A 26,369-nucleotide genomic window follows, 5' to 3' on the forward strand; every position below is an offset into this window, starting at 1 on the left:
GATGAACGACACCGTCGTCGTGTTCGACCGTCTTCGCGAGAACCTGCGGAAATACAAGACCATGCCGTTGCGCGACGTGATCGACCTGTCGCTGAACGAAACGCTGTCGCGGACCATCATCACCGGCGTCACCGCCGTCATGGTGCTGGCGGCCCTGGCCATCTTCGGCGGCGAGGCCCTGTTCGGCTTCTCCATCGCCCTGATGTTCGGCATCATCATCGGCACCTATTCGTCGATCTATGTCGGCGCGCCGATCATCCTGCTGTGGGGCGTCAAGCGCGGCGCCTTGGCGGACGACGCCAAGCCGGTGAAGCTGGGCATGGCCAGTCGGCCGTAGAGGCAGGCGGCGTGAAGATCAGGCCGCTCCGGCATCGCTGGGGCGGCCTTTTCCTTGGGCGTCGTCCGTGCGAGGCTAGGCTTATGAAAGTTCTGACGACTGCCGCAACCGCGCTCGCCCTCATCGGCGCCCTGTCCGCCTGCACCGACAGCCGACGCGCCCGCAACGACGCCACATGGGGCGACAAGCCGGCGGACATCACCTGCTGGACCTATGGGGTCGAGAACTTCAAGGGCCGGTCGACGGGCAAGGTCGAGTACAACGACGGCGGACGGATCGCCTTCGTCGATGCGGCCAACAACCGCTACACCACGATCGATGGCGATTGCCGGGTCGTTTACACGGCGCCCTCGAAATAGGGCGGAGGCCGAAACCTCCGCCCTCGTTCGTTCAGCGCAGCGAGGCGGCGAATCGCTGAATGCGGGTGCAGGCTTCTTCCAGCACGGCGTCCGAGGTGGCGTAGCTGATGCGGAAATAGGGGCTGAGGCCGAAGGCCTCGCCCTGGACCACAGCCACGCCCTCGGCGTTCAGCAGTTCGGCGGCGAAGGTGGAGTCGCCGTCGATGACCACGCCGCCCTCCGTCGTCTTGCCGATCAGGCCGGCGATGGACGGATAGACGTAGAAGGCGCCCTCAGGCGTCGCGCAGGCGATCCCGGTCGCCTGATTCAGCATCGAGACGACCAGGTCGCGGCGTTTCTCGAAGGCCGCCTTGCGCTCCGGGATGAAGTCCTGGGTTCCGTTCAGCGCCTCGACCGCCGCCCACTGGCTGATGCTGGTCGGGTTGGAGGTGGTCTGGCTGGCCACCTTGCGCATCAGGTCGATCAGCGGCTTGGGCCCGCCCGCATAGCCGATGCGCCAGCCGGTCATGGCGTAGGCCTTGGACACGCCGTCGATCAGGTCCGGCGCCACCTGGGCGATGGTGGTGTATTCGAAGTCGCCGTAGACGAGGTGTTCGTACATGTCGTCGGTCAGCACCCAGACGTGCGGATGGCGACGCAACACCTCGGCCAACGCCTCCAGTTCGGCGCGGGCATAGGCGGCGCCGGTGGGGTTGGACGGACTGTTCAGGATCAGCCACCGGGTGCGCGGCGTGATCGCCGCCTCGAGCGTGGCGGGCAGAAGCTTGAAGCCGTCCTTCTCCTCGCCGATCACCGTCACCGGCTCGCCGCCGGCCAGCAGCACCATGTCGGGATAGCTGACCCAATAGGGCGCGGGCACGATGACCTCGTCGCCGGGGTTCAGGGTGGCGACCAGGGCGTTGAAGATGACCGGCTTGCCGCCCGGCGCGACGTGGATGTTCGCGGGCGTGTAGTCGAGGTCGTTCTCGCGCTTGAACTTGGCGACGATGGCGGCCTTCAGCTCGGGCATGCCGTCGGCGTCGGTGTATTTGGTCTCGCCGCGATGGATCGCGTCGATGGCGGCCTGTTTGATGTTGTCGGGGGTGTCGAAGTCCGGTTCGCCGGCGCCCAGGCCGATCACGTCGCGACCCTCGGCCTTGAGCTTCCGGGCCTGCGCGGTGACGGCGATGGTGGCCGAAGGCTTGACGCGGGCGAGGGCGGAAGATTGCAGGCTGGACATCGTAATCCCGTCGATTTGAAAGATTCATGCCGGGGAGGCGGGGTTCTTTACGCGCCGCCGTCGCGCGGGACAATGCGCTGACGCTCGCTAATGAAGACGGCGGGTGATAAGCGGCCGGTCTGATGCGCTGGATCGTGGATTTCCTGTCGAACATGGAGGCGCGTCGCTGGCGGGCGGTGCTGGCGACGGCCCTGCTGCTGGGCGCGATGATCGCCCTGTTCGCCGTCGGGAAAAGCCAGCTGGGCCTGGGCGCCGAAGAGCGGCTGGAGGCCTGGCTGACGGGATTTCGGCATGGGCCGTGGGGCCTGGTCGCGGCCGTCTTGGTGTTCACCGTCTCGGCCTTTTTCGGCGCGCCGCAGTTCATCCTGATCGCGGCCTGCGTCGTGGCGTTCGGGCCGTGGTTCGGCTTTCTTTACAGCTGGATCGCGACCGTGGCGTCGGCCGGCGTGACCTATTGGCTGGGGCGGGGGCCGACGGCGCGGCTGCTGGAGCGGCATGGCGGCGAGACCATCGGGCGGCTGACGCGGTTCGTGGGCAAGAACGCCTTCTACGCCAGCTTCATGATCCGCAACGTGCCGTCGGCGCCCTTCATCGTCGTGAACATGGCGTTCGGCGCGGCGCGGGCGTCTTTTCCGGGTTTTCTGACGGGTTGCGCCCTTGGCGTGTTGCCCAAGACGGCGCTGGTGGCCTTCTTCGGCGGCTCGTTCATGACGGCGGTCAGCGGCGACGGAATCTGGACCTCGGCCATTCTGGCCGGCGTGGCCCTGGCCTGGCTGGGCCTGATGCTGATCGTGCGGGAACGGGTGAAGCGGCGCGAGATTGCGCGCGGCGAGTGACCGGCGCATCGTCCGCATTCAGACGATCTGACGCATCGGGACGATGGGGCGTTCGGCCGCCGTCCACAGGCCCGCTACGGGGCTGTGTCATTCCGATATGACGAGACTGTCATCGGGGCTTGTATTCCCGGTTTCATACAGGCAAACCCGCCGTCGGTAGGCGTGGCGAAGGCGATCAGGAACTGTCCGGCGTGGGGATGTCGGGGCAGTTGGGGCGTCGCCAGGTCGACTACGGAAACTGAAGACGCCCTGGCCAGCTAACAACGGTATCGATTCCCATGAGTTTTTCCCTTTTCGGCGCGATCTCGAACGACATCGCGATGGACCTGGGCACCGCCAACACCCTGATCTACATGAAGGGCAAGGGCATCGTGCTGAACGAGCCGTCGGTCGTGGCGCTGAGAAACGTCGGCGGACGCAAGGTGGTCCACGCCGTGGGCATCGAGGCCAAGCAGATGCTGGGCCGCACGCCGGGCCACATGGAGGCCATCCGCCCCATGCGCGACGGGGTCATCGCCGACTTCGAAGTCGCCGAGGAGATGATCAAGCACTTCATCCGCAAGGTGCATAACCGCAAGGGCTTCGTGAATCCCAAGATCATCGTCTGCGTGCCCTCGGGCGCCACGGCGGTCGAGCGTCGCGCGATCAACGACAGCTGCCTGAACGCCTCGGCGCGCCGCGTGGGCCTGATCGACGAGCCGATGGCCGCCGCGATCGGCGCCGGCCTGCCGATCCACGAGCCGACCGGCTCGATGGTCGTCGACATCGGCGGCGGCACGACCGAGGTCGCCGTCCTGTCGCTGTCGGGCATCGTCTATTCGCGTTCGGTCCGCGTCGGCGGCGACAAGATGGACGACAGCATCATCAGCTACATGCGCCGCAACCATAACCTTCTGATCGGCGAAACGACCGCCGAGCGCATCAAGAAGGACATCGGCACCGCCCGCATCCCGGCCGACGGCGAAGGCCTGTCGATCGAGGTCAAGGGCCGCGACCTGATGCAGGGCGTGCCGCGCGAGGTGCGCATCTCGGAACGCCAGGCGGCGGAAGCCCTTGCGGAACCTGTGACGCAGATCATCGAGGCCGTGAAGGTCGCGCTGGAGGCCACCCCGCCGGAACTGGCCGCCGACATCGCCGACAAGGGCATCATGCTGACGGGCGGCGGCGCCCTGTTGCGCGGCCTGGACGTGGAAATCCGCGACCACACCGGCCTGCCGGTGTCGGTGGCGGACGACCCGCTGTCGTGCGTGGCCATCGGCTGCGGCCGCGTGCTGGAGCATCCGCGCTGGATGAAGGGCGTGCTCGACTCCGCGCTCTGATCGTGGCGGACGAAACACGGCGGCCGGGCGGAAGCTTGGCCGCGAATCCTTCGCCCGCCGGCACGATCGAGGTTCCATTCCGGCCTTGATTTTGCGATAGGCAGGGCGTGCGGCGGGAGGCGTCCCGCCGATTCCAATCCTTTTGAGTGAAAGGTCGCCCGTGGCGTTTCGCGACGGACCTTTTGAGAACATCAAGGTGCCGCTGGCCTGGACCGCCGCGGTGGTCGCCGTCGTGGCCATCGTCGCCGCCGTGGTGCTGTTGCTGGGCGACCGGACGACCGCCGAAGGCGGCTCCAGCGTCGCCGGGGTGCGCGGCGGGTTCGAAACGGCGGTCGCGCCGGCGGGCGGCGTCCTGGCCGCGCCGGTGCGCTGGGCGGGCGGCGTGCGCGACTATGTCGGCGGCTATTTCTTCGCCGTCGGCGAGAATAGGCGGCTGCGGGCCGAGAACGCCGAACTGCGCGCGTGGCGCGACCAGGCCATCGCCTTGAAGAACGTCAACAGCCGGTATGAAGCGATGCTGGGCCTGCGGGTCGAACCGCCCGTGCCTATGGCGACGGCGCGTGCGATTTCGGATGCGCGCGGGCCCTTCAATCGCGCCAAGCTGCTGGACGTCGGCTCGGTCCGGGGCGTGCGGATCGGCAATCCGGTCATCAGCGAACACGGCCTGGTCGGGCGGATCACCGGCGTCACCCCGGGCGTCAGCCGGATGGTGCTGCTGACCGACGTGGCGTCGCGCACCCCGGTCATGATCGAACGGACGGACGCGCGCGCCATGCTGACCGGCGACGGCGGCGACAGCCCGCGCCTGGAGTTCGTTCGCGGCGCCGGGGCGGTGCAGGCGGGCGACCGCATCCTGAGTTCGGGCGACGGCGGCGGCCTGCCGCGCGGCCTGCCGGTCGGGGTGGCGGCCAAGGGCGTGGACGGCGCCTGGCGGGTCAAGCTGTTCAGCGACCACGGCGCGGTGGACTATGTGCGGGTGCTGCTGTTCCAGAGCTTCGGCCAGCTGGTCAATCCCGATGCGCTGAATGCGCCGCCGCTGGCGGGCCTGACCACGGCGCCCGAGCCGAACGCCGCCGAACTGGGCGCCATTCGCGATGCGACGGCGCGTCGTCAGGCGGCCCAGCAGGCCCAGGCCCAGCAACAGGCCGAGCGGGCCGCCGCGGCCACCGCGACGCCAACTGCGGCACCGGTCGCCAATACCGCCCCGTCGCGCCCAGCCGGGTCGACGCCGAGGCCAGCCCCGCGCGCGACGCAGACGCCCGCGCCCCAAACGCCCGCGCCCAGCCAGCCGGCGCCCGCCGCCGAGCCCGCGCCGGAGGGCGCGCTGTGAGACGGCCTGTCGCGGTTCGCGTCGTCGGGCCTCTGCAATGGATCGTCTATCCGGCCCTGGCCGCCCTGGCCGTCACGGTCCTTCTGGCCACGCCGATCCAGATGTTCGGCCTTCATTTGCCCGAGCCGGTGATCCCGATGGTTCTGGCGTTCGCCTGGCCGCTGATCCGGCCGTCGATGACGGCGCCGGCGGTGCTTTTCGCCCTGGGCCTGTTTCTGGACCTGTTCTGGAACGCGCCGCTTGGCCTGTGGGCCCTGTGCCTGATGGCGGTCTATTTCACGGTGCTGATGTCGCGCAATCTGATGGCCGGGCACGAGGGGCTGATCCGGTTCGGCGCCTACGCCGCCTGCACGCTCGGCGCCTTCGCCCTGGCCTATATGATCGTGGCGGTGCGGGCGGCCAATGCGCCGGCCGTCCTGCCGCTGATCGCGCAGATCGCGCCGACGTTGCTGCTGTATCCAGCGGTCAACTGGATGCTGGAGCGGTTCGACGACGGAGATATCCGGTTCCGATGAGCGGCGAACCCTCCATCTTCTTCGAAGACGTCAACGAGCGGCAGGGATCGTTCCTGCGCCGCACCTTCGTGCTGGGCGGGGCGACGGCGCTGGGGATCACGGCCCTGATCGGACGGCTGGGCCAGCTGCAGGTCGTGCAGGCCCAGGAATATGCGACCCTGTCGTCCCAGAACCAGTTCAACTTTCGCATGGTCCCCCCGCCGCGCGGCTTGATCAAGGACCGCAACGGCGTCGTCATCGCCGGCAACCGCCCCAGCTTCCGCGTGCTGGTCGTGCGCGACGAGACCAAGGACCTGGACCAGACGCTGGACCTGCTCGGCCGGCTGTTGCCCGATACGCTGGAGCGCCGCCGGGCCATCATCCGCGACGTCAATGCGGCGTCCAAGTTCAATCCCGTACCGGTCAAGAGCGACCTGACCTGGGAAGAGTTCGCCAAGGTCAATCAGTACGCCAACGAACTGCCCGGCGTGATGGTCGACATGAACGAGGTTCGCTACTACCCGTTCGGCGGGGCCTTCGCCCACGTCGTCGGCTATGTGGCCAAGGTGTCGGACCGGGACGTCAAGGCGATCCGCGACAAGGGCGAGCAGCCGCCGCCGCTGCTGTTCAATCCCAGTTTCCGCATCGGCCGCCAGGGCGTGGAGAAGGCGCTGGATCTGTCGCTGCGCGGCGAACCGGGCGGCAACCGGGTCGAGGTCGACGCGCGCGGGCGTGTGGTGGCCGAGGACATCGGCGGCTCGCGCCCGGCCGTGCCCGGCAAGGAGGTGATCCTGACGCTGGACGCCGACGTGCAGAACCGGGCGCTGGAAGTGTTCGGCGACGAATCCGGCGCCTGCGTCGTCATGGACGTGCGCAACGGCGACATCCTGTGCATGGTGTCGGCGCCGTCGTTCGACCCGAACCTGTTCGTCGCGGGGGTGCCGACCAAGACCTATCGCGCCCTGGCCGATTACGAGCGCAAGCCGCTGTTGGACAAGACGATCAACGGCACATTCCCGCCGGGCTCGACCTTCAAGCCGACGACGGCCCTGGCCCTGCTGGAAGCCGGGGTGGACCCCAATCTGACCGTGGTGTGCACAGGCGCCTATCGCACCGGCAACCGGGTTCAACGCTGCTGGGGGCGGCATGGCGTGCAGAACATGCACAACGCCATCAAGAACTCGTGCGACGTCTATTTCTACGCCATGTGCAACCGCGCGGGCGTGGACAACATCCGCAAGGCCGGGCTGGCGGTCGGGTTCGAACATACGTTCGACATCGGCGTGGACAACCAGAAGAAGGGGCTGCTGCCCTCGACCGAATGGAAGGCGCGCACCTTCCCGCGCGATCCGGTCTGGCATCCCGGCGAGACGACGTCCGTGGCGATCGGGCAGGGGGCGATCACGGTCAACGCCCTGCAACTGGCGGTGATGACCGCGCGTCTGGCCAACGGCAAGAAGGCGCTGCAGCCGCGTCTGATCAAGTCCATCGGCGGCGTCGAACAGCCCAGCGGCGCCGAGGCGCCCGACCTGCCGTTCAAGCCCGAACACATCGAATATGTTCGCCAGGGCATGATCGCCGTGGCCAACGACCGGTCCGGCACCGCCTATCGCCAGAGCCAGCTGGGTCTGGGCGACATCCAGATGGCCGGCAAGACCGGAACGGCCCAGGTGCGCAACTATGGCACCGGCTCGCGCAAAAGCGACATCTGGGCGCTGAAGGACCACAACCTGTTCGTCGCCTTCGCCCCGGTGGACGCCCCGCGCTATGCGGTGGCCGTCATCGTCGAGCATGGCGGCAAGGGCGGGGCCACGGCGGGCGCGCCGCGGGCGCGCGAGGTGATGCGCACCGTCCTGCTGAAGGACCCGGACATGCGCGCGCGGATCGAGCGGCCCCTGCCGCCGGAACCGACGGGCGACGCCATCGTCGAGGACGGGGTGGTCGGCGCCGCGCCCGGGCCGGACGTGGTCGCCGCGCCGCAACCGGCGCGCACGGCCCCGACCACGACAAGCGGGCCGCGCCCCTATCTGTCCGAGCCCGGCCGATGACCGCATCCGCCCTGTCGCGTCCGGGCGAGCGCGAGCGTCTTTCGACCAAGCTGGGCCAGATCGACTGGCGGCTGACGGCCCTGCTGTGCGTGGTCGCCGGCACCGGCGCCCTGATGCTGTATTCGGTGGCGGGCGGATCGTGGTCGCCCTGGGCGGCCAAACACCTGATCCGGTTCGGCATGTGCCTGGCGCTGATGCTGGCGCTGTCGCTGATCAGCATCCGCTACTGGTTCGCCCTGGCCTATCCGATCTATGGGTTGGCGCTGTTCCTGCTGGCGCTGGTCGAGACGCCGCTGGGCTATCACGCCCTGGGGGCGACGCGCTGGCTGGACCTGGGCTTCACCCGCATCCAGCCGTCGGAGATCATGAAGATCGGCGTCGTGCTGGCCTTGGCGCGCTGGTACCACGGGGCCTCGGCCAAGGAGGCGAGCTTTCACTGGAAACTGATCTTCCCGGTCGGGATCATCGGCCTGCCGTTCCTGCTGGTGGCGCACCAGCCGGATCTGGGATCGGCCATGCTGATCGGCCTGACCGGGGCGGCGATCATGTTCGTCGCGGGCCTGAGCTGGCGCATCATCCTGCCGCTGATCGTGGCGGCGGCCGTGCTGGTCCCCCCCTATGTGATGTTCGGCATGCACGACTACCAACGCCACCGCGTCCTGACCTTCCTGAGCCCGGAGGCCGACATGTCGGACAAGGGCTATCAGATCGTGCAGTCCAAGATCGCCATGGGATCGGGCGGGCCGCTGGGGCGGGGGTTCGGCCTGGGCAGCCAGAGCCAGCTGGAGTTCCTGCCCGAGCGCCAGACCGACTTCATCTTCGCCGCCTTCGCCGAAGAGTTCGGCTTTGTGGGCACCTTCACCCTGCTGGCCTGCTATGCGGCCATCATCCTGATCTCGCTCAGGATCGCGTCGCTGTCGCACAGTCATTTCGGACGATTGGCGGCGTCGGGCGTGACGGCGACCTTTGCGCTCTATGTGTTGATCAACGGGGCGATGGTGATGGGATTGGCGCCCGTCGTGGGGGTGCCGATGCCGCTGCTGTCCTATGGCGGCACGGTCATGCTGACGGTGATGATCGGTTTCGGCCTGGTGATGGCCACCCGGGTCCACCGCTACGCCGAACTGCCCAAGGGGCATGGGCTGATCTGACGTTACGTCAGATAGGTGATCGCCATTCAGGTTTCGCTTCCTAAGGCGGCGATTTCGAAGATAAGGTCGCTTCCAACGATCCGGTCGCGGCGGTTTCGGCCCTTAGCGACGGACGCCATGGGAGACGACGCATGAGCGACCTGGAGCAATTCCGCGCCGAGACGCGCGCCTGGCTGGAGGCGAACTGCCCGGCCGAATGCCGCGGGCCGATGGCCGACGACGAGATGATCTGGGGCGGGCGAAATCCCACCTTCAAGACCCCCGCGCACAAGCTATGGCTGGAGCGTATGGGCGCGCGCGGCTGGACGGCGCCGGAATGGCCCAGGGAATACGGCGGCGGGGGGCTGAGCCGCGAGGAGGCCAAGGTGCTGGCTTCAGAGCTGCGCCGCATCAAGGCGCAGCCCGCCCTGGCCAGCTTCGGCGTCTGGATGTTGGGGCCGGCGCTGCTCGCCTTTGGGACCGAGGAACAGAAGCAGCGGTTCCTGCCCGAGATCGTGCGCGGCGAAATCCGCTGGTGCCAGGGCTATTCCGAGCCGGGGGCGGGCTCCGATCTGGCCTCGATCCAGACCAGGGCGGAGGATCGTGGCGACCACTGGATCGTCAACGGCCAGAAGATCTGGACCTCCTATGCCGACAAGGCCGACTGGATCTTCTGCCTGGTGCGGACGGACCCGGAGGCGCCCAAGCATTTGGGCATCAGCTTCGTCCTGTTCGACATGAAGACGCCGGGCGTGACGACGCGGCCGATCACCCTGATCTCGGGCAAGTCGCCGTTCTGCGAGACCTTCTTCGACGATGTGCGGGTGGAGAAGGAAAATCTGGTCGGCACGCTGAACCGCGGCTGGGACGTGGCCAAATATCTGCTGGCGCACGAACGGACCATGATCGGCGCCATGGGCGAGGTCGGGGGCGGACGGCCGGTGGGGCAGGTGGCGCTGGACGCCATCGGCGCCGACGCGGCCGGGCGTCTGGACGAGCCGATGCTGCGCGCCCGGATCGCGGACCTGGAGATCGACGCCGCCGCCTTCCGCCTGGCGATGGAGCGGGTCGGCGATCAGGTGAAGGCCAAACAGGCGCATCCCGCCATCGCGTCCATGCTGAAATATTACGGCTCCGAACTGAACAAGCGGCGGCACGAGCTGCTGATGGCGGCGGGCGGGGCGGACGCGCTGGAATGGGAGGGCGAGCGGTCGAACGACGGCAAGGCGGCGCGCGACTGGCTGCGGACCAAGGCCAACTCCATCGAAGGCGGCACCAGCGAGGTTCAGCTGAACATCATCGCCAAACACCTGCTGCAACTGCCGGGGGCGTAAGATCATGCCGCTGATCCTGACCGAAGAGCAGACGATGCTGCGGGACGCCGCCGACGGCTTCCTGAACGAACAGGCGCCGATCGCGCATTTGCGGAAACTGAGGGACGACCGCGACGCCGACGGCCTGTCGCGCGACCTGTGGCGCGCGTTCGGCGAGATGGGTTTCGCCGGCGTCGTCATTCCCGAGGCGATGGGCGGCATGGGGCTGGGCGCCGTGGAGGCCGGGGTGATCGCCGAGAGCCTGGGCCGCACCCTGACGCCGTCGCCCTATCTGGGATCGTCGATCCTGTCGGCAAAGGTGCTGATCGACGGCGGCTCGGCGGCGCAGCAGGGCTGGCTGCCTAAGATCGCGGCGGGCGAGGCGATCCTGGCCCTGGCTGTGGACGAGGGCGCCAAACACGCGCCGTCGCGCATCGCGACGCGGGCCGAGCGGGCGGGCAACGGGTTCAGGCTGAACGGCGCCAAGGCCTTCGTGCTGGACGGTCATGTGGCGGACGCCCTGATCGTGGTCGCCAGGGCCGAGGAAGGCGTGACCCTGTTCCTGGTCGATCCGGCGTCGGCGGGCGTCGCGGTCGAGCGCACGGCGATGGTGGACGCCCACAATGCGGCGCGCATCACCCTGAGCGACGTCGAGGTCGACGCCGACGCGGTGATCGGCGATGTCGGGCGGGGCGAGGCGCTGCTGGACGGCGCCCTGACCCTGGGCCGGGCCTGCGCGGCCTCGACCCTGGCGGGGGCGGGCGACCAGGCGTTCAAGATCACGCTGGACTACCTGCGCACCCGAAAGCAGTTCGGCAGGCTGATCGGAGAGTTCCAGGCGCTGCAGCACCGGGCGGCGCATCTGTTTTCCGAGTTGGAGCTGGCGCGGGCGGCGACGATGGGCGCGCAACTGGCCATCGACGAAGGGCGGGGGGATGCGTCCCTGGCCGCCTCCATCGCCAAGGCGAAGGCCGGGCGCGTGGCGGAACTGGCGGTGCAGGAGGCGGTGCAGATGCACGGCGGCGTCGGCATGACCGACGAATTCGACGTCGGCCTGTTCATGAAGCGGGTGCGGGTGCTGAACGAACTGCTGGGCGACGCCGGCTTCCACGCCGAACGGGTGGCGCGGGCGCAAGGATTCTAAGCTCGGTTCTAGCCGACCTTTTCGCTCCACAGGTCCAGGTCGGGTTCGCGCCCGATCAGGGCCAGGCCGGCGGCGATGGATTCGAACTCGCCGCCCGTCTCGATGCGGTCCTGGCCGAAACGATCCTGGAAGATGGCGCGCACCGCCGGCACGAAGGAGGTGCCGCCGGTCAGGAAGACCCGGTCGATCCCGTCGGGCGTCAGGCCGCTGAGCGCCATCGCCTGATCGACCGCGCCCTCGATGGCGGCCAGCTCGGGGGCGATCCAGCCTTCGAAATCGGCGCGGGCGACCGGCTTTTCGATGTGCACGTCGCCGGCGTGGAAGGCGAAGGTCGCCGTGTCGCTGGCCGACAGGGCCATCTTCAGCGTCGAGACGGCGCGGTAGAGGTCGTGGCCGTGATTGTCGTCCAGCACCTCGATCAGCCGTTCGATCTTTTCCGGCTCCAGCGCCGTGCGGGCCAGCGCGCGGATGTCGCGCATGTCCCGCGACGCCCGCAACAGGGCCAACTGGTCCCAGCGCGCGAAGGCGGAATAGTAGCGTTGCGGGATGGGCAACTGTTTGCCGACCGAGCGATAGAGACCGCCTTTGCCCAGTTCGGGCGAGACCAGCTGGTCGATGATCCGATAGTCGAAGGCGTCGCCGGCCACGCCGACGCCCGACCGGGCCAGAGGCGTCGAACGCAGGCCCCCTTCCGTGCGCTCGAACCGGACGATGGAGAAGTCGCTGGTGCCGCCGCCGAAGTCGGCGACCAGGACCGTGGCGTCCTGGGTCAGATTGCGCGCGAAATAGAAGGCCGCGCCGACCGGCTCGTGCGCATAGCGGATGTCGGTGAAGCCCAGACGCCGAAAGGCCGCCTGATAGCGGGCCAAGGCCAGGGCCTCGTCGGGATTGCCGCCGGCGAAGGTGACGGGCCGCCCCACCACCACGGCGGGCGGCATGGCGCGCAGGGCGTCGCCCGCGTGATGACGCAGCCGCAGCAGAAAGGCGGCCAGCAAATCCTCGAACGCATAGCGCCGATTGTCGATGCGGGTTTCGGTGAAGGCGGCGCTGGCTGCGAAGGTCTTGAACGACTGGATGAAACGGGTTTCCAGCGGGTCTTCGACATAGGCGGCGATGGCCCAGGGGCCGGCTTCGACCACCCGCTCGGGCGGCTGGCCATCGACGCCCGGATGACTCTGGAAACCGAGCGCCGAGCGGAAGGTGGCGGTCGGCCCGTCGGGCGCCTCGAAAACCGCCAGATGCGCCGCGCCGTCCGCATCGCTCAGCGCCACCACCGTATTGGTCGTGCCGAAGTCGATGCCGATGGTCATCGGTCCTGTCGCCGTCATGGCCGCGCTCCTGCAAGGGGAGCCGGTTCCTAACGTCCGGGGCCGCAGACGCAAGAGGCGGACGACATTTGAACGCGGGGTCGCCGACGACGTTCAGACAGACTGGCCGCGCAATGGCCTGGCGCAACCCAATCGGGACGATCTCATGGACCATGACGAATACGGACCGCTGCCGCGCGGCGTGAACCATATCGGCTTGACGGTGGACGACCTGGACCAGGCCAGCGCCTTCCTCGCCAAGGGGCTGGGCGCCCAATGGTGTTACGACGGTCTGACGACGGACGACGCCCCGCGACAGGGACCGGAGGTCGAGCGCCAGCTGGGCCTGTCAAAGGGCGACAGGATCGTTCGCCAGCGGCTGATGCGGATCGGCAATGGCCCGAACGTCGAAATCTTCGAGATCGAGACCGCCGACGCATCGCCGCCGCTGCGCCTGCAGGACCGAGGCTGGAACCACATATCCGTCTACTGCGACGACATCGAAGGGGCGTTGAGACGGTTGATCGCCGCCGGCGCGACGGCCTTGTCCGAGGTGCACGGGAATTCACGCCACGAGGACACGCCCGGCAACGGGAGCGTCTATGTCCGCCCGCCCTGGGGCGGCCTGATCGAACTGCAGTCCATCCCTGGCGGCTATTACTACCCCGACGACAGCGAGGCCCCGACCTGGACGCCAGAGGCGCGACAGGACTGACGACGGTCTGGAGGGACGGCGGAAGCGGTGGGATTCGAACCCACGGACGGCTCGCACCGTCGCTGGTTTTCAAGACCAGTGCCTTAAACCACTCGGCCACACTTCCTCGCCGCGTCGAGCGGAGGCGGACGCCATAGCAGGCGAACCGGGCGTTAACCAAAGCGGAAATGTCTTCCTCCATCCTGTTTTCCAGAGATGGAGACGAAGGCGAGGCGGATGAAGGCTGGACGATGGATGCGCGGCGCCGCGCTGTTGGGCCTGTTCTCGCTGCTGGCGGCCTGTTCCAGCCTGGGCGGCGGGCGCGGGGCGGGCGGACTTCCGGTGGTCAAGGATCCGGCGCCCATCGTCTCGGGGACCATGCGCCCCTATCAGGTGCGCGGTCGCTGGTACACGCCCAAGGATCAGCCGAACTATGACGAGGTCGGGATGGCCTCCTGGTACGGCGACGCCTTCAACGGGCGGCCGACCTCGACCGGCGAGCGGTTCGACATGAACGCCTTGACGGCGGCGCACAAGACCCTGCCGTTGCCCGGCCTGGTGGAAGTGACCAATCTGTCGAACGGGCGCCGGATCGTGGCCCGGGTCAACGACCGGGGGCCGTTCGTGGACGGCCGGATCATCGACCTGTCGCGCGAGGCGGCCGATGAACTGGATATGCGTCGCGAGGGCGTGGCGCGGGTCCGGGTGCGCTATCTGGGACAGGCGCCACGCCTGGGCGGGGGGACGGTGCTGCGGGCCGAGGCGCCCAGGCCGGCGGCGGCGAGGCCCGTTCAGGTCGCCGCCGTCCCGCCCGCCGCGATGCAGACGACGCCCCAGCCCTATTATGCGCCTTCGCCGCTGCCGACCTATGCGCCTTCGCCCCAGGTCGCATCTCAGGCCGCATCCCAGATCGCATCCCAGGCCGCGCCGCCGTCGCCGGCGCCGATCGGCGGATCCTATTGGGTGCAGGCCGGCGCCTTCCGCGATCCGGGGGCGGCGCAGCGAATCGCCGAACGACTGGGCGCGCGGGCCAAGGTGGACCAGACGGGCGGCGGATACCGCGTCCTGGTCGGACCGTGGATCGATCAGGCGGCCGCCGAGAGCGCGCGTCAGGCGGTGGTGGCGCGCGGATATGCCGAAGCCCTGTTGATATCCGGCGGCTAAGGCTTGCCACCCGCGTTGCGGACGCCATTAGTGCGCCCGTGACCCGTGGACGTTTCATCACTTTCGAGGGCGGCGAAGGCGCCGGCAAGTCGACCCAGGTCGGGCGCCTGGTCGAGCGGCTCCAGCCCGTGCTGGGCGACCGCCGGGTGGTGCGCACGCGCGAGCCGGGCGGATCCAAGGGCGCCGAGGTGATCCGCCAACTGGTCGTGGCCAACGAGGCCGAGCCGTGGTCGGCCATGACCGAGACCCTGTTGATGTACGCCGCCCGGTCCGACCATCTGGAACACACGGTGCGGCCCGCGCTGGCGGCGGGCGACTGGGTCGTGTGCGATCGGTTCGCCGACAGCAGCCGCGCCTATCAGGGGGCGGGCGGCGGGGTCGCCCCGGCCTTCATCGAACAGATCGACGCCGGCGTGGTGGGCGCGGACCAGCCGGACCTGACCCTGGTGTTCGACCTGCCGGTCGAGGCGGGGCTGGAGCGGGCCTTCGGCCGGGGCCTGTTCGAGACGCGGTTCGAATCCAAGGGGCCGGCCTTTCACCAGCGGTTGCGCGAGGGGTTTCTGAGGATCGTCGAGGCCCATCCCGAGCGATGCGTGCTGATCGACGCCGTGGGGTCGCTGGAAGAGGTCGAGGCGCGGGTCTGGGACGCCGTGCGGGACCGGCTGTTGTGAGCGAGGACCATCCCCGCGACCGTTTCGATCTGGTCCCCGACGCGGCGGCCGAGACGGCGTTTCTGGACGCCTGGGCGCGGGGGCGGCTGCACCACGCCTGGCTGCTGTGCGGGGTGGAGGGCGTGGGCAAGGCGACCTTCGCCTATCGCGCGGCGCGGCGTTTGCTGGGCGCAGCCGCCGATCCGGCGCGCGGGCCGCTGGGGGCGCGGCGCGACGATCCGGCCAGCCGGCTGATCTCGGCCCAGGCCCACCCCGATCTGCTGGTGCTGGAGCGGCTGGTGGACGGGGGCAAGACCAAGAAGTCGATCTCGGTCGACCAGTCGCGCGAACTGCCGGAGTTCTTTTCCAAGAGCTCGTCGCAGGCCCGGCATCGGGTGGCGATCATCGATGCGGCCGACGATCTGAACGTCAACGCCGCCAACGCCTTGCTGAAGGTTCTAGAGGAACCGCCCGAGCGGGGCGTGCTGTTTCTGGTCAGCCATGCGCCGGGGCGGCTGTTGGCGACGATCCGTTCGCGTTGCCGGCGGCTGAGCTTTCCGATCTGGACGCCGGATCGGCTGGAGACCCTGGTGCGCGATCGGACGGGCGCGGAGGCCGAGGATGCGGCCCATGCGGCCGTCATGGCCGGGGGATCGCCCGGCGCGGCCCTGGCCCTGGCCTCGGGTTCGACTTTCGAGATGGATCAGCTGGCGCGTCGCTGGGTCGGGGGCGACATCGACCGGGCCGAGGCCCTGGCCGTCGCCGACCGTTTCCGGGGCGCAGAGGGGCAGGAGCGGTTCGAGGCGCTGATGGAGCGGTTGATCGCGGCGGTGAAGATGCGGGCGCTGGAGGGGGCGGGCGGCCATCGCTGGGCCGATCTGTGGGAGCGTTTGCAGCCGCTGCCGGAACGGGCGGCCGGACTGAATCTGGATCGCGGCGATGTCCTGGCGGGCGCCCTGGCCGACATCCGGCGGGTCCAGGCCCAGCATCAGAGGATGGGCTGATGCTGATCGACAGCCACGTGAACCTGCACGCGCCCCAGTTCGACGAGGACAGAGACGCGGTGATCGACCGCGCGCGGGCGGCGGGGGTCGGTCTGATGGTCGAGATCTCCGATCGGCTGACGACGTTCGAGGCCACGCACGGGCTGGCCATGGCCCATGACGACATCTGGTGCACGGCGGGGGTCCATCCGCACGAGGCCAAGGATGCGGCCGATCTGACGGCGGCGACGCTGGCGGAGCTGGCGCAGCGGCCCAAGGTGGTCGGCATCGGCGAATGCGGACTGGACTTCCACTATGACCTCAGCCCGCGCGAGGTTCAGGCGGCCGTGTTCCGCCAGCATGTCCGGGCGGCGCGCGAGACCGGCCTGCCGCTGGTGATCCACACCCGCGAAGCCGACGCGGCGATGGCGGACATCCTGCGCGCGGAATACGCCGCCGGGCCGTTCAAGATGTTGATGCACTGCTACACCAGCGGGGCGGAACTGGCGAAGATCGCTGCGGAAATGGGCGCCTGGTTCTCGGTGTCCGGCATCGCCACCTTCAAGGCCGCCGAGGACGTGCGGGCGGTGATCCGCGACATGCCGGGCGACCGGATCATAGTGGAGACCGACTGCCCCTATCTGGCGCCGATCCCGCACCGGGGACGGCGCAACGAGCCGGCCTATGTCGGGCTGGTCCTGGACAAGCTGGCCGAAATCCGGGGCTGGAGCGCCGAAGAGGCGGAGCGGATCACGACCGAGGCCTTTTTCGGCCTGTTTGATCGGATACCGAAACCGGCATGAGCATCGAGGTCGTCATTCTGGGCAGCGGATCGTCGGGCGGGGTGCCGCGCGGCGATGGCGACTGGGGCGCCTGCGATCCGGCCGAGCCGCGCAATCGGCGCACCCGCTGTTCGATGCTGGCGCGCCAGTCCGGGCCGGACGGCGCGACCCACGTGCTGATCGACACCTCGCCGGACCTGCGCGAACAGATGCTGGCCAGCGGGACGACGCACGTCGATGCGGTGCTCTACACCCACGACCATGCCGACCAGACCCACGGGATCGACGATCTGCGCACCTTCGCCGCGCGGGCGAGAAGGCGGATTCCGGCCTGGATGGATGCGGCGACGCGGGCGTCGCTGACGCATCGGTTCGACTATATCTTCGAGATGAAGCTGGGCTATCCGCCGCTGCTGGAAGCGCGGACCATCCCGCCGCATGGGACGGCCTGGTCGGTCGAGGGCGCGGGCGGGGCGATCCCGGTCACGACCTTCGATCAGGCGCACGGGCCGATCCGCTCGGTCGGCTACCGGCTGGGCGACATGGCCTATTCCAGCGACGTCTCGGACCTGGACGAGGCGGCGCTGAGGGCCGTGGCCGGTTGCCAGGTCTGGATCGTCGACGCCCTGCGCTACACGCCCCATCCGACCCACGCCCACCTGGATCGGGCGCTGGAGTGGATCGCCGCCGCCGAGGTGGAGCGGGCGGTGCTGACGAACCTGCATATAGACATGGATTACAACCAGCTGTCGGCGCTGGTTCCCGACAACGTCGAGGTCGGCTTCGACGGCTGGCGCCGCATGATCGGCTAGGCTGCGTCCGGCCTGTCGGATGGGCGAGGGCCGGCGCCGCTCGTCAAATCTGGGGATGGACGATGGTGGGTGATCACAGGTTCGAACTGTGGACCCGCTGATTAAGAGAACCCGTTCTTCGGTTTTCCGGACCCCGCCGATTGCACGCTAGGGCACGATCAAGCAATTGAAATAATTGACACTTTATACCCTCTAGAGCAGATTTGGCGTGTTCTTCGCATTTCGAGAAACAGACTCTCGAGCCGGAGTTCACCGTCCTAATCACCGTCCTAATGGGGGATTTCGGCACCGTCCTAACGCCGAAAACGTCAGCAAAATGCCCGATCAGCGCCTCGCTCTAACGGACAAAATTCTCATCGGCATGCCCTTCGCCAGAAGCGGGCAGATCGTGGTCCGCGACACCGAACAACCCGGCTTCGCGGTGCGGATCGGCGCCGCGACCAAGACCTTCATCATCCAGGCGGACTTGCGACGGGAGGACGGCGGTCGATCCACCATCAAGATGAAGGTGTGCGAGGTCGGCGAGCTCAACACGCGCGACGCCAGAACCAAGGCGAGGGGCCTGCTGCTTCTGATCGCCTCTGGAGAGGACCCGCGTCCCAAGAAGAAGGTTGAGATCCTGGCCGAGGCCAGAGCGGCAGAGCAGGCTGCGGATGAGGCGGCGCGTGTCGCGCCTCTCGGCATCCCGACCCTGCGAGAGGCTTGGTCGCGATTCAGGGTCTCCCACCTGGAGCGAAAGAAGCGAAGCCCCGCCACCATCCGGGGGTACGCAGACCATATGGAGCGTCTGTTCGCGGATTGGCTCGATCGTCCGTTGTCCGAGCTCGGCGACGAACCTCGACTTCTCGCGGATCGCCACGACCTGATCAGTGAGAACAACGGGCCGGCGATCGCCAACGGCGCGATGCGCAGCTTCCGGGCCATCTACAACCACGCGCGGAAGACATGCCGCGCCCTGCCGCCGGAGAACCCAGCGGCCGCAGTCGACTGGAATCCCGAACAGCGCAAGGACACCGCCATGGGCGTGACCGACCTGCCGGGCTGGTTCGAGCAACTTGCCCGGATCGCCAATCCGATCCGGCGCGAGTTCCACCTGATGACCCTGCTGTCGGGCTCGCGCCCGGAGGTGCTGAAGAATGTCCGTGTCACCGATCTCGACCTGAAGAACCGGGTCATGCACATGTCCAAGCCCAAGGGCGGGGAGGTGAAGGCCTTCGATATCCCGCTGTCGCGCGCGATGATGGAGTCGATCTTCCGGCTTCGGCGGATCGGGCCGATCATCTACCCGCAGAGCGGACGCGAGTGGCTGTTCCCGAGCGACGCGCCCTGCGGCCATATCACCGAGCACAAGGAAGACCGGGCTGTCTTGAGCCACTGGGGCAATGACCTACGCCAGACCTATCGGACGCTGGCGCAGGCGGCCGAGGTCTCCGAGGTCGATATGCATCTGCTGATGAACCACGCCCTGCCGGGCGTGAACTCCGGCTACATCACCCGATCGAAGCTGATGCGCGATCACCTGCGGGCTCAGCAGGAGCGGCTGTCCGCCTTCTTCATTGGCGCGGCCGTCAAGCGCGGTCGTGTGTCCAGCGATGAACTCAGCCGTTGGCTCAACAGCACCAGCCGGGCCGTGCTCGACGACCTCATGGCTGAGGATCCCGACGCCGTCCGCCTAAAGGCGGGGCCACGTGCCGCGCTGCGCAAGCTGGAAGTCCAGGCCGCGCGTATTTCGGTCCATGCCCTGCCGACGGTCCTTATCGATCCGCCGTCTCGCAGAAGCCGGCGGCCGGTCAAACTCGCGGTGGGAGACGCGCCTCCAGGCCGCACGATCGGTTGATCTGCGGGGGCCGTGTCATTCCGACGCTGTGAGGAATGTCCAAGCCGCAGCGGCGACGCTGTCGATCTGTTCTAGTGGCAAAGACTTCTCCGCCCGAGCCGCGAAGCGCGCTTTGAAATCGTCCGGCACGCCTCGGGAGAAGAACCAGTCAACCGAACCGGGCTCAGCAGCACGCAGGGGAGCGGCTGCCGACTGCGACAACGCCTTGTGATAGTTTTCATGGATGCTGGCGCGAGACGCCTCGGCTTCGTCGGCGCCGATAACATCCAGGCAAAGCTCCGCCGCGAGCGTCGCTGGGTAGAGGAACTCGGACGTGAAGAAGAGTTGGTCGAGACGGATGCCATATGTTTCGGCGAACGCCCGGCTCTCTGAAGACTGCGGCAGCAGCCAGACCCCCAGCTTCTTGGAGACGACGCAGATATCGGCAGGCGGTGCGACGCCACAGATATTTCGATGCGCTCGACGACCGGCGCCGTCGTTGTCGAACAGGAACAACACCGGAGCTTCCTGATGAAGGGCGCCAGCCAGAAGCAGTTTGGGAAGCAGCTCTGTGGTGGTCGCTGGCGTTCCATCGAGAATCCGAACGTTGATGGCCGCCTTGCTATGCCCGGCGCGAGCGAACGCGCTTTCCAGCAAAGCCTTGTCGTGGCGCCCCTCCACGAAGACAGTCGGCACCGTCAGAGCTTCGAGCTTGGCACGCAGTGAAGTGCTTTCGCGCTCAAGCTCGTCGCGTTCCTTCTTCAGTTCTCCCCAATGTCGGATCAGGTACGGGAGCTGGAGGAGGCTGGCCTCCTTCATTCGCGCCTCAGCGTCCTCCAGATTATCAATCACGCTGATGGCGTTCTTCGGCGTTACGGGATCAGCGCCTTCGCCATTGGCGCGCTGCTTCGAAACAAAGACGCGACGAATGTCCGTCTTCGTCTGTTCGGAGTTCGACAGATAGAAGGCGGGGGAGTGACTCGTGATGAACACCTGTGTGTCAGAGCGGGCCGCGATCACCGCAAAGCGTTCCGCCTCCGCGTCAGCAGCGCCGAGATCCAACGAGTTCTCGGGCTCCTCGAAGCCCCAGATGAAGAACTTCTTCCCAGATTCATTGTCGTTGATGTAGCGCAGCAGCTCCGGCAAATGGCGGGCTTTCACCCCGTCGCCCTTTTGACGCAAGAGCGAGTGCCCGTCTTCGCCATGAGCAAAGTCCAGGGAGCGGAACAGCAGTCCCATATCCGTCGGTGCGGCCAGCCGAGTCGTTGAACCAAACAACTTGCTAAGACCGTCCGACAGTCCGCTCGTCTGGCTTCTGATCGCATCTACGAATGTGTCGGTCGCCGTCTCGAACCCGCTGCTTTCGGCGGTCGCCGCGTACATCCGCTCGATCAGATCGCCGAAGACGTTCAGGTCCTTGATGGCCGGAATGTAGGTGAAGTCGATCTGATTGAGGAATCGGGTGAGCTGTATCCGCGACGCCTTCGACAGGCCGCGAGGCAACGTCTCCGTCATGTCGCCATCGATGTTCCACTGTCGCTTGATCGAAACAGTCTCGCCTAGAGATGCCCGGTAGTTCGAAGGCACATTGAAGTCGACGCGAATGGCGATGAACTGCCGACCCTTCGCTGCCTTGGCGGCGTCGCGGCGGATGTCACTGAAGTCCAGGTCAAAGTCGATCTCGCCGCGACCCGGCTCGGTCTCCTCGTTGAAGAAGAGGTTCAGAGCCCTCAGAAGGTTCGACTTGCCGCTGTCGTTGCGACCAAACACGACGTTCATGTCGCCGGGTCGATCAAGGCTCGCTGTGTAGAGGGAGCGGAGGTAGCTGATTTCGATGCGACGAATGAGTTTCATGAAATGGCGAGATCACGGCCCGACCGGTCTGGTAGCGAGCAGGGTGGAAGAATCGGCGGACAGCGCCACCATTGAGCGAATCCGTACCACCTCCAACGTTCTAGTACAGGTAGACAAGATCAGACCCCTCTATCCCTAACACGCCACGGGCGCGCGGTTCTGGCGGCAATTAGTCGGAGCAGGCTGGTGTGATCTCGCTCGGGGCCTACCAGGCGGACGCGTGGCCGAATGGGCCTCAGGGTTGTGGCGTCTTAAGGTCAAGCTGCTACAACGGGGTACTGGACTCGGATCATTTGACTATGGGCGCCGCCACCCCGCATTCCGCTGAAGCTTCGGCTTTGGGCTTCTACTTTCAGTCATTTGTCGGTCTGAGCACGCTTGTTGGCCAGGCTGACGACTCGGCGATCGTCGCTGTCGAGCGTGCTGATGATGTCGAGCTGAAGGTCAACAGCGAGACCCTCCTGTATCAGCTCAAGCACTCCATGGGGGAAAACCCGCCCGCCGTCACATTGGCCTCTCGCGCCCTCTGGAGAACGCTTAAAGTCTGGATCGACTTGCTACCTAGTCTCGCGCTTGCCGAGACCAGTTTCCATCTCGTGACGGTCGGCGAACTCGGTGCGGACAGCGAGCTAACGGCACTTCGGACGCCTGGCTCAAAGCGTGAGGCCTTGGTCGCCGCGCTCGTGAAGGAGGCGGAGCGGGTCGCGCAAGAGCGTGAGGCTGCGAAGGCAGAGGGAAAGAAGATTCCACACGCCGATCGGGCGGACGGCTGCGACGCGTTTCTCAAGCTGTCGGCATCCGTTCGACTGAACCTTCTCCGTCGCATCCATGTCGTCACAGGCGCCGCGACGATCGACCAGATGGAGGCTGAGATTGCTTCGAAGCTCCATCAGATTCGGGAGCGTGACCGTCCACAGATCGCGAGGTCTCTAATTGAGTGGTGGGACCGCCAGGTCGTGTATGCCCTCTGCGGTCGCCGCCAACGTTTCATCGGGCGAGACGAATTGCTTCAGGAGATTGCCGAGAGGATCTCGGACATTGAGCACGAGGTTCTGATGCCAGACTTCGAGCTCATGGTTCCACCGGCCGACTATCAGCCGGAGGGACTTCTGACGCGTCAGATCGCTCTGGTTGGAGGCGGCAATTCCGATATTGCCTGGGCTATCCGCGAGGAATGGCGGGCACGCCAACAGCGAGCGAAATGGATCGTTGATCGACCCGCAATGGCGTCCAAAATTGAGCGGCACGACGCGATCATGCGCGAGGAATGGTCTGATCGGCACGGGCGGATCGTCGACGACTGCGTCAGTGTGGGCGAGGACGAAAAGCGCGCCAGCGGTCTAGGATTGCTGCGCTGGACGCATGGGGACGCCCCCAAGGCGATTGAGCCGATATCTCCAGGCTGGCAGGCGCCATTCTACGTCAGGGGTAGCTTTCAGGTTCTCGCCATAAACAGGGAAGTGGGCTGGCATCCTGACTACGTCGAGCGCCTCAAGGATGATGAGGCATGATTGCTCATGACATATACGCTGAGACCAACCCCGCCTGGGGCGCATGGGTGCTCAGCAGTTTCATCAGGGGCTTCAGCGAAGCTGGCGCGCAGGGCGTAGATCTCCCGATCGCCTATCTGGCCCTGCCGATCTGCCTGTCCGGCGACCTTCTCAGCACGTTTGACGGCACCAACAAGAAGACTGGGTTGCGCGAGTGGGTCGAACGCAGTCCCCAGATCCAGTTGGAGCTCGGCGATCGCCTTAACGGGTCGCTTCGCATCGTGAGCGAGGCCGTGCGTCTTGGCTGCTTCACCAATGCCGTCCGACTGGACACTGAGGGGCGTCTGCTCGTGGGGTCGCTACCTCTCAAGACCGACCTGGCGAAGGGGCTATCGCCAGCGCTCGCCGGCCCGGTCAAACGTGCGGACCGACTCGGATATTGGATGGGGATGGCCGGCTCCACCAAAACAATCTTCGATATTGTGGGGATCAGTCTTTGAACCGCTGGAACATCGCGTCGATATTCTTCCTTGGATTGGACGGTCGGCAGCGTCTGGTGCCGTTTGGACCGGGCTTGAACATCATCACCGGCGCATCCGGAACGGGGAAATCCGCACTGATCAAGGCAGTGGATTACTGCCTTGGTTCAAGCGAATGCGAACTCCCGGCACACATCCGCCGTCACAGCATCGCGGTAGGCGTCAAATGGGTCGCCGGCGATGACGAAATGATCGTCGGCCGCATCATCCCGCCTGTCGGGCAGGACAGCAGCCACAAAATGTTCGCGACCGCGGGCCGCAATCTTGCCGTGCCATCGTCGCCAGAGGAGTTCGAAGGTCCGGTTCCGCTTGGCGCTGGAAAGGCGTTCCTCGAACGGGCGTTCGGTATCGGCGACCTTCCCGGAGAGCCCGATGATTGGGGGCGAATGCGCGGCCGAGCGACCGTCCGCCATGTCACCCCGTACATGTTTGTCACCAAGGAGGTCATCTACAGCGAGCAGGTGCTCCTTCACGGGCTTGAGCAGTCGGACAAGGCGCCCGACATCATCGCAACGATCCCCTATTTCCTACGAGCCACGGACGAAGCCAACGCCCTGAACGAACGTCGGCTTCGGTCTTTGCAACGCGACCTTGAGCGAAACGAAAACCGGAACAGGCTACGCGCCACTGCCGAGAGTGCGATGCGGAGCCGGGCTTTCAGCCTTCTGGCAGAGGCGGAACGCCTGGGTGTCGCCAATACCCCTCCTATCGAAACGGTGGACGCCGACCTGATCAGCCTCCTTGGACAAATCGCGTCATCGTCCGGTGAAGCGCGAACCCTTCCGAGTGAGAGTGAACTGTCTGCCCTCCATCGGCAACGGCGCGACGTGCTCGGCCGACTCTCTGACGCGAGACGTCAGGCGGACGCCGCTCGTCTGGCCATCCAGGATGTGTCCGGATTTGAAACCACTGTGCAGCGGCAACGCGAGAAGCTCGACCTTGGAGCGCATCTGGGGCTGGCGGAAGTTTCCGACCACTGTCCCCTGTGTGCCCAGCGGTCGGATGTGGGCGCAAGGGCGGCGGACGCGCTACGGACGACCCTGGCCAAAGTCCGAGGTGAGAGTGCGGCCGTGGAACGGATCAAGCCTCGTCTGATCGATTATGACGGAAACTTGGGCCGCCAGATCGACGGCTTGAAGCGTGAGCTCCGAAGCGTCGACGACAGGATCGCTTCCTGGATGCGGCAGTCCGACGAAAGCCGAAAGCTCGCTGATTTCGCGGAGGTCCGGGCCCACTTGATGGGCAGGGTCTCCTATTTCCTCGACACGATGAGCGATGAGAACCGACCTCAGCCAGCTGATTTGACTGTGCTCCGGGACCAAATCCGCGAGCTGGAGGGCCTCGTCAATCCCGAGGCCAGAATGGTGAGGCTTCGTCTCGCCGAGCGCAAAATCTCCGAGTATGCGACCGAGGTCTTTTCGGCGTTGCCGACCATTGAACCCTGCGTTGGTTCCGAGTTGGATTTCTCGGCCACCGAACCGGATATCGCGGTCATAGAGGCTGACAGCGCGGTGGTGCTGAAGATGTCGGATGTGGGCTCAGACCAAAACTATTTGGCCATCCACATCGCTCTGAACTTCGCGCTGCAGCGCTATTTGGAAAAGGTGCGGGCGCCCGTGCCTGGAGTCTTGATCTTCGATCAGATCAGCCGGCCATACTTCCCATCGACGGAGGGCCAGAAGCGCGACGAACTCTCAATTTCTGCTGACGGCGATGATGAGGACGAAGACATCAAGGCTATGCGCCAGCACATGAACTTCCTCTTCGCCGAGGTCGAACGGCGGGAAGGGCTACAGGTCATCCTGATCGAGCACGCCTATTTTGCGGACGATCCTCGATATGTGGACGCAACGCGCGAACGATGGACACGCGCGTCGGGAAGGGGACTGCTCCCTCTTGATTGGCCTTCGCGACCAGACGTCTGACCTTCTGGTCGATTTCTGCAGGAGACTAAAAGAGCCGAGGAATGTATCCGCCTCACCCTTCCAGTGCGGAGGATCAATCAGGCTGGCTTAGCGGGCCGACCTGGGCGCTCTGCATCCGGATCGGGGCCGCCGCGCTTGTTCTGATCTAGGCCGTCGATAGCGCGCACATCCTTGCTGGCGAGGGTGAAGTCGAAGACATCGATGTTCTCGGCGATCCGCTTCGGATTGACGGACTTGGGAATGACCGACACGCCGCGATCCAGATGCCAGCGCAGGATGACCTGAGCCGGGGTCTTTGCGTATTTTTCAGCGAGACCCACGATCAACGGGTGTGACAGCGGGTCCTCGCCGCTGTCCCAATAGCGGTTCACGCCGCCGATCGGAGACCAGGCCTGGGTGATGATGCCGAGGGTCTCGTCGGCGATGGTCTTCGGTGTCAGCGCAGGCATCGTGGCGTCGAGCCTCGTCGTCGCGGTGGCGCTGGTCATGTCCCGGAGTGAGCAACGCCCAGCGGTCCGCTGAGTTAATCTCACGAAGCTGCCGCGCTGCTGACGGGTTTTTTTGTGCCCGACCTCGCTCTGACGGCGGTCATGACGTCGGACCCAGCGCCCCGGCCGCGCGAGGAGAGCCACGTCTCGCTCCTGCACAGAATGGTCGATGACATGCTGATCCCTTCGGCGGAGCGCGGTGCCTGAGGCGCCGCCGCCAAGGCTGCGAATAGCCAAGAGCTAAGTCCGTATGTCCTTGCCCTCGTTCGGCCTGGCGCCGGATGCTGCAGCCTTCAGCAGCGCCTAGGAGGAAGGAATGGACACGCTCTTTGTGGG

At 66.5% G+C, this 26,369-nt stretch carries 23 protein-coding genes, 1 tRNA gene and 1 pseudogene; 20 read left to right on the forward strand and 5 right to left on the reverse strand.

All coding sequences use genetic code 11. The features are described from left to right. Together DI624_RS13175 and DI624_RS13180 are read left to right on the forward strand one after the other, a co-directional pair. Window positions 1-337, forward strand: a pseudogene (locus DI624_RS13175) (protein translocase subunit SecF); the annotation flags it as partial. 83 nt (window positions 338-420) lie between these two features. Beyond that, window positions 421-696 carry a hypothetical protein gene (locus tag DI624_RS13180; protein WP_291539341.1) on the forward strand — a complete coding sequence of 92 codons (276 nt, stop codon included), beginning with the start codon at window positions 421-423 and terminating at the stop codon, window positions 694-696. Window positions 697-727: 31 nt separating this feature from the next. Here DI624_RS13180 and DI624_RS13185 read toward each other — a convergent pair whose 3' ends face one another. Further along, window positions 728-1,915, reverse strand: a complete 1,188-nt coding sequence (locus tag DI624_RS13185; protein WP_291539344.1) for a pyridoxal phosphate-dependent aminotransferase — start codon at window positions 1,913-1,915, stop codon at window positions 728-730. Window positions 1,916-2,037: 122 nt separating this feature from the next. On the opposite strand from DI624_RS13185, the gene DI624_RS13190 reads away from it, so the two are divergent. From DI624_RS13190 to DI624_RS13225, 8 genes are all read left to right on the forward strand, one after another. Beyond that, on the forward strand, window positions 2,038-2,751 hold the full coding sequence (locus tag DI624_RS13190) for a VTT domain-containing protein (protein ID WP_291539347.1): 714 nt from the start codon (window positions 2,038-2,040) through the stop codon (window positions 2,749-2,751). Window positions 2,752-3,029: 278 nt separating this feature from the next. Beyond that, on the forward strand, window positions 3,030-4,070 hold the full coding sequence (locus DI624_RS13195) for a rod shape-determining protein (RefSeq protein ID WP_017504801.1): 1,041 nt from the start codon (window positions 3,030-3,032) through the stop codon (window positions 4,068-4,070). A 160-nt stretch (window positions 4,071-4,230) separates the two neighbouring features. Continuing rightward, window positions 4,231-5,400 (forward strand): rod shape-determining protein MreC, encoded by a 1,170-nt coding sequence (gene mreC, locus DI624_RS13200; protein WP_291539352.1) that lies wholly within the window; start codon window positions 4,231-4,233, stop codon window positions 5,398-5,400. Continuing rightward, window positions 5,397-5,915, forward strand: coding sequence for a hypothetical protein (locus DI624_RS13205; RefSeq protein ID WP_291539353.1), 519 nt, complete (start codon window positions 5,397-5,399; stop codon window positions 5,913-5,915). The genes mreC and DI624_RS13205 overlap by 4 nt, the downstream gene beginning before the upstream one ends. Beyond that, entirely contained in the window at window positions 5,912-7,942 is a 2,031-nt protein-coding gene (gene mrdA, locus DI624_RS13210) for a penicillin-binding protein 2 (protein ID WP_291539356.1), read from the forward strand. Before DI624_RS13205 ends, mrdA begins: the two co-directional genes overlap by 4 nt. Continuing rightward, window positions 7,939-9,093 carry a rod shape-determining protein RodA gene (rodA, locus tag DI624_RS13215; RefSeq protein ID WP_291539359.1) on the forward strand — a complete coding sequence of 385 codons (1,155 nt, stop codon included), beginning with the start codon at window positions 7,939-7,941 and terminating at the stop codon, window positions 9,091-9,093. Before mrdA ends, rodA begins: the two co-directional genes overlap by 4 nt. Window positions 9,094-9,224: 131 nt before the next feature. After that, the gene (locus DI624_RS13220) at window positions 9,225-10,406 is read left to right on the forward strand and encodes an acyl-CoA dehydrogenase family protein (protein ID WP_291539362.1); all 1,182 of its coding nucleotides are present in this window, start codon (window positions 9,225-9,227) and stop codon (window positions 10,404-10,406) included. A gap of 4 nt (window positions 10,407-10,410) precedes the next feature. Further along, window positions 10,411-11,529 carry an acyl-CoA dehydrogenase gene (locus tag DI624_RS13225; RefSeq protein WP_291539364.1) on the forward strand — a complete coding sequence of 373 codons (1,119 nt, stop codon included), beginning with the start codon at window positions 10,411-10,413 and terminating at the stop codon, window positions 11,527-11,529. A gap of 8 nt (window positions 11,530-11,537) precedes the next feature. On the opposite strand, the gene DI624_RS13230 is transcribed toward DI624_RS13225, so the two are convergent. Next, a complete protein-coding gene (locus DI624_RS13230) occupies window positions 11,538-12,857 on the reverse strand; it encodes an Hsp70 family protein (protein WP_291539367.1) in 1,320 nt (439 codons plus the stop codon). Window positions 12,858-13,002: 145 nt separating this feature from the next. Here DI624_RS13230 and DI624_RS13235 point away from each other — a divergent pair, with 145 nt between their 5' ends. After that, entirely contained in the window at window positions 13,003-13,551 is a 549-nt protein-coding gene (locus tag DI624_RS13235) for a VOC family protein (RefSeq protein WP_291539369.1), read from the forward strand. 19 nt (window positions 13,552-13,570) lie between these two features. Here DI624_RS13235 and DI624_RS13240 read toward each other — a convergent pair. Beyond that, window positions 13,571-13,657: transfer RNA gene (locus tag DI624_RS13240), tRNA-Ser, on the reverse strand. A 110-nt stretch (window positions 13,658-13,767) separates the two neighbouring features. Here DI624_RS13240 and DI624_RS13245 point away from each other — a divergent pair. From DI624_RS13245 to DI624_RS13270, 6 genes are all read left to right on the forward strand, one after another. Continuing rightward, window positions 13,768-14,694: a septal ring lytic transglycosylase RlpA family protein gene (locus tag DI624_RS13245; protein WP_291539371.1), complete on the forward strand. Its 927-nt coding sequence runs from the start codon at window positions 13,768-13,770 to the stop codon at window positions 14,692-14,694. Between the two features lie 38 nt (window positions 14,695-14,732). Continuing rightward, entirely contained in the window at window positions 14,733-15,365 is a 633-nt protein-coding gene (gene tmk / locus DI624_RS13250) for a dTMP kinase (protein ID WP_291539373.1), read from the forward strand. Beyond that, a complete protein-coding gene (locus DI624_RS13255; protein WP_291539375.1) occupies window positions 15,362-16,348 on the forward strand; it encodes a DNA polymerase III subunit delta' in 987 nt (328 codons plus the stop codon). Before tmk ends, DI624_RS13255 begins: the two co-directional genes overlap by 4 nt. Then, window positions 16,348-17,130 (forward strand): TatD family hydrolase, encoded by a 783-nt coding sequence (locus tag DI624_RS13260; protein WP_291539377.1) that lies wholly within the window; start codon window positions 16,348-16,350, stop codon window positions 17,128-17,130. The genes DI624_RS13255 and DI624_RS13260 overlap by 1 nt, the downstream gene beginning before the upstream one ends. Then, a complete protein-coding gene (locus tag DI624_RS13265; protein WP_291539380.1) occupies window positions 17,127-17,921 on the forward strand; it encodes an MBL fold metallo-hydrolase in 795 nt (264 codons plus the stop codon). Before DI624_RS13260 ends, DI624_RS13265 begins: the two co-directional genes overlap by 4 nt. 316 nt (window positions 17,922-18,237) lie before the next feature. After that, window positions 18,238-19,758: an integrase arm-type DNA-binding domain-containing protein gene (locus tag DI624_RS13270; protein ID WP_291539384.1), complete on the forward strand. Its 1,521-nt coding sequence runs from the start codon at window positions 18,238-18,240 to the stop codon at window positions 19,756-19,758. A gap of 15 nt (window positions 19,759-19,773) precedes the next feature. Here DI624_RS13270 and DI624_RS13275 read toward each other — a convergent pair whose 3' ends face one another. Beyond that, window positions 19,774-21,591, reverse strand: a complete 1,818-nt coding sequence (locus DI624_RS13275) for an AAA family ATPase (protein ID WP_291539386.1) — start codon at window positions 21,589-21,591, stop codon at window positions 19,774-19,776. Window positions 21,592-21,890: 299 nt separating this feature from the next. Between DI624_RS13275 and DI624_RS13280 the strand changes: the two genes are divergently transcribed. From DI624_RS13280 to DI624_RS13290, 3 genes are read left to right on the forward strand one after another with little or no spacing between them, the layout of a single operon-like run. Beyond that, on the forward strand, window positions 21,891-23,102 hold the full coding sequence (locus DI624_RS13280) for an ABC-three component system protein (protein WP_291539389.1): 1,212 nt from the start codon (window positions 21,891-21,893) through the stop codon (window positions 23,100-23,102). Next, window positions 23,099-23,581, forward strand: coding sequence for a three component ABC system middle component (locus DI624_RS13285; protein ID WP_291539392.1), 483 nt, complete (start codon window positions 23,099-23,101; stop codon window positions 23,579-23,581). The genes DI624_RS13280 and DI624_RS13285 overlap by 4 nt, the downstream gene beginning before the upstream one ends. Next, window positions 23,578-25,545 (forward strand): DUF3732 domain-containing protein, encoded by a 1,968-nt coding sequence (locus DI624_RS13290; RefSeq protein WP_291539395.1) that lies wholly within the window; start codon window positions 23,578-23,580, stop codon window positions 25,543-25,545. Before DI624_RS13285 ends, DI624_RS13290 begins: the two co-directional genes overlap by 4 nt. A 77-nt stretch (window positions 25,546-25,622) precedes the next feature. Here the strand turns inward: DI624_RS13290 and DI624_RS13295 are convergent, their stop codons facing one another. Further along, entirely contained in the window at window positions 25,623-26,033 is a 411-nt protein-coding gene (locus tag DI624_RS13295; RefSeq protein ID WP_291539397.1) for an aldo/keto reductase, read from the reverse strand. Window positions 26,034-26,369 lie beyond the last annotated feature (336 nt).

Source organism: Brevundimonas sp., assembly GCF_003248455.1.
Lineage (GTDB): Bacteria > Pseudomonadota > Alphaproteobacteria > Caulobacterales > Caulobacteraceae > Brevundimonas.

What these genes read in the sequence shown, in the direction of transcription:
- DI624_RS13180 (WP_291539341.1), top strand. Translation starts at nt 421, where the DNA reads ATGAAAGTTCTGACGACTGCCGCAACCGCGCTCGCCCTCATCGGCGCC.
- DI624_RS13185 (WP_291539344.1), bottom strand. Translation starts at nt 1,915, where the DNA reads ATGTCCAGCCTGCAATCTTCCGCCCTCGCCCGCGTCAAGCCTTCGGCC.
- DI624_RS13190 (WP_291539347.1), top strand. Translation starts at nt 2,038, where the DNA reads ATGCGCTGGATCGTGGATTTCCTGTCGAACATGGAGGCGCGTCGCTGG.
- DI624_RS13195 (WP_017504801.1), top strand. Translation starts at nt 3,030, where the DNA reads ATGAGTTTTTCCCTTTTCGGCGCGATCTCGAACGACATCGCGATGGAC.
- mrdA (WP_291539356.1), top strand. Translation starts at nt 5,912, where the DNA reads ATGAGCGGCGAACCCTCCATCTTCTTCGAAGACGTCAACGAGCGGCAG.
- rodA (WP_291539359.1), top strand. Translation starts at nt 7,939, where the DNA reads ATGACCGCATCCGCCCTGTCGCGTCCGGGCGAGCGCGAGCGTCTTTCG.
- DI624_RS13220 (WP_291539362.1), top strand. Translation starts at nt 9,225, where the DNA reads ATGAGCGACCTGGAGCAATTCCGCGCCGAGACGCGCGCCTGGCTGGAG.
- DI624_RS13225 (WP_291539364.1), top strand. Translation starts at nt 10,411, where the DNA reads ATGCCGCTGATCCTGACCGAAGAGCAGACGATGCTGCGGGACGCCGCC.
- DI624_RS13230 (WP_291539367.1), bottom strand. Translation starts at nt 12,857, where the DNA reads ATGACGGCGACAGGACCGATGACCATCGGCATCGACTTCGGCACGACC.
- DI624_RS13235 (WP_291539369.1), top strand. Translation starts at nt 13,003, where the DNA reads ATGGACCATGACGAATACGGACCGCTGCCGCGCGGCGTGAACCATATC.
- DI624_RS13245 (WP_291539371.1), top strand. Translation starts at nt 13,768, where the DNA reads ATGAAGGCTGGACGATGGATGCGCGGCGCCGCGCTGTTGGGCCTGTTC.
- DI624_RS13260 (WP_291539377.1), top strand. Translation starts at nt 16,348, where the DNA reads ATGCTGATCGACAGCCACGTGAACCTGCACGCGCCCCAGTTCGACGAG.
- DI624_RS13265 (WP_291539380.1), top strand. Translation starts at nt 17,127, where the DNA reads ATGAGCATCGAGGTCGTCATTCTGGGCAGCGGATCGTCGGGCGGGGTG.
- DI624_RS13270 (WP_291539384.1), top strand. Translation starts at nt 18,238, where the DNA reads ATGCCCGATCAGCGCCTCGCTCTAACGGACAAAATTCTCATCGGCATG.
- DI624_RS13275 (WP_291539386.1), bottom strand. Translation starts at nt 21,591, where the DNA reads ATGAAACTCATTCGTCGCATCGAAATCAGCTACCTCCGCTCCCTCTAC.
- DI624_RS13280 (WP_291539389.1), top strand. Translation starts at nt 21,891, where the DNA reads ATGGGCGCCGCCACCCCGCATTCCGCTGAAGCTTCGGCTTTGGGCTTC.
- DI624_RS13285 (WP_291539392.1), top strand. Translation starts at nt 23,099, where the DNA reads ATGATTGCTCATGACATATACGCTGAGACCAACCCCGCCTGGGGCGCA.
- DI624_RS13295 (WP_291539397.1), bottom strand. Translation starts at nt 26,033, where the DNA reads ATGACCAGCGCCACCGCGACGACGAGGCTCGACGCCACGATGCCTGCG.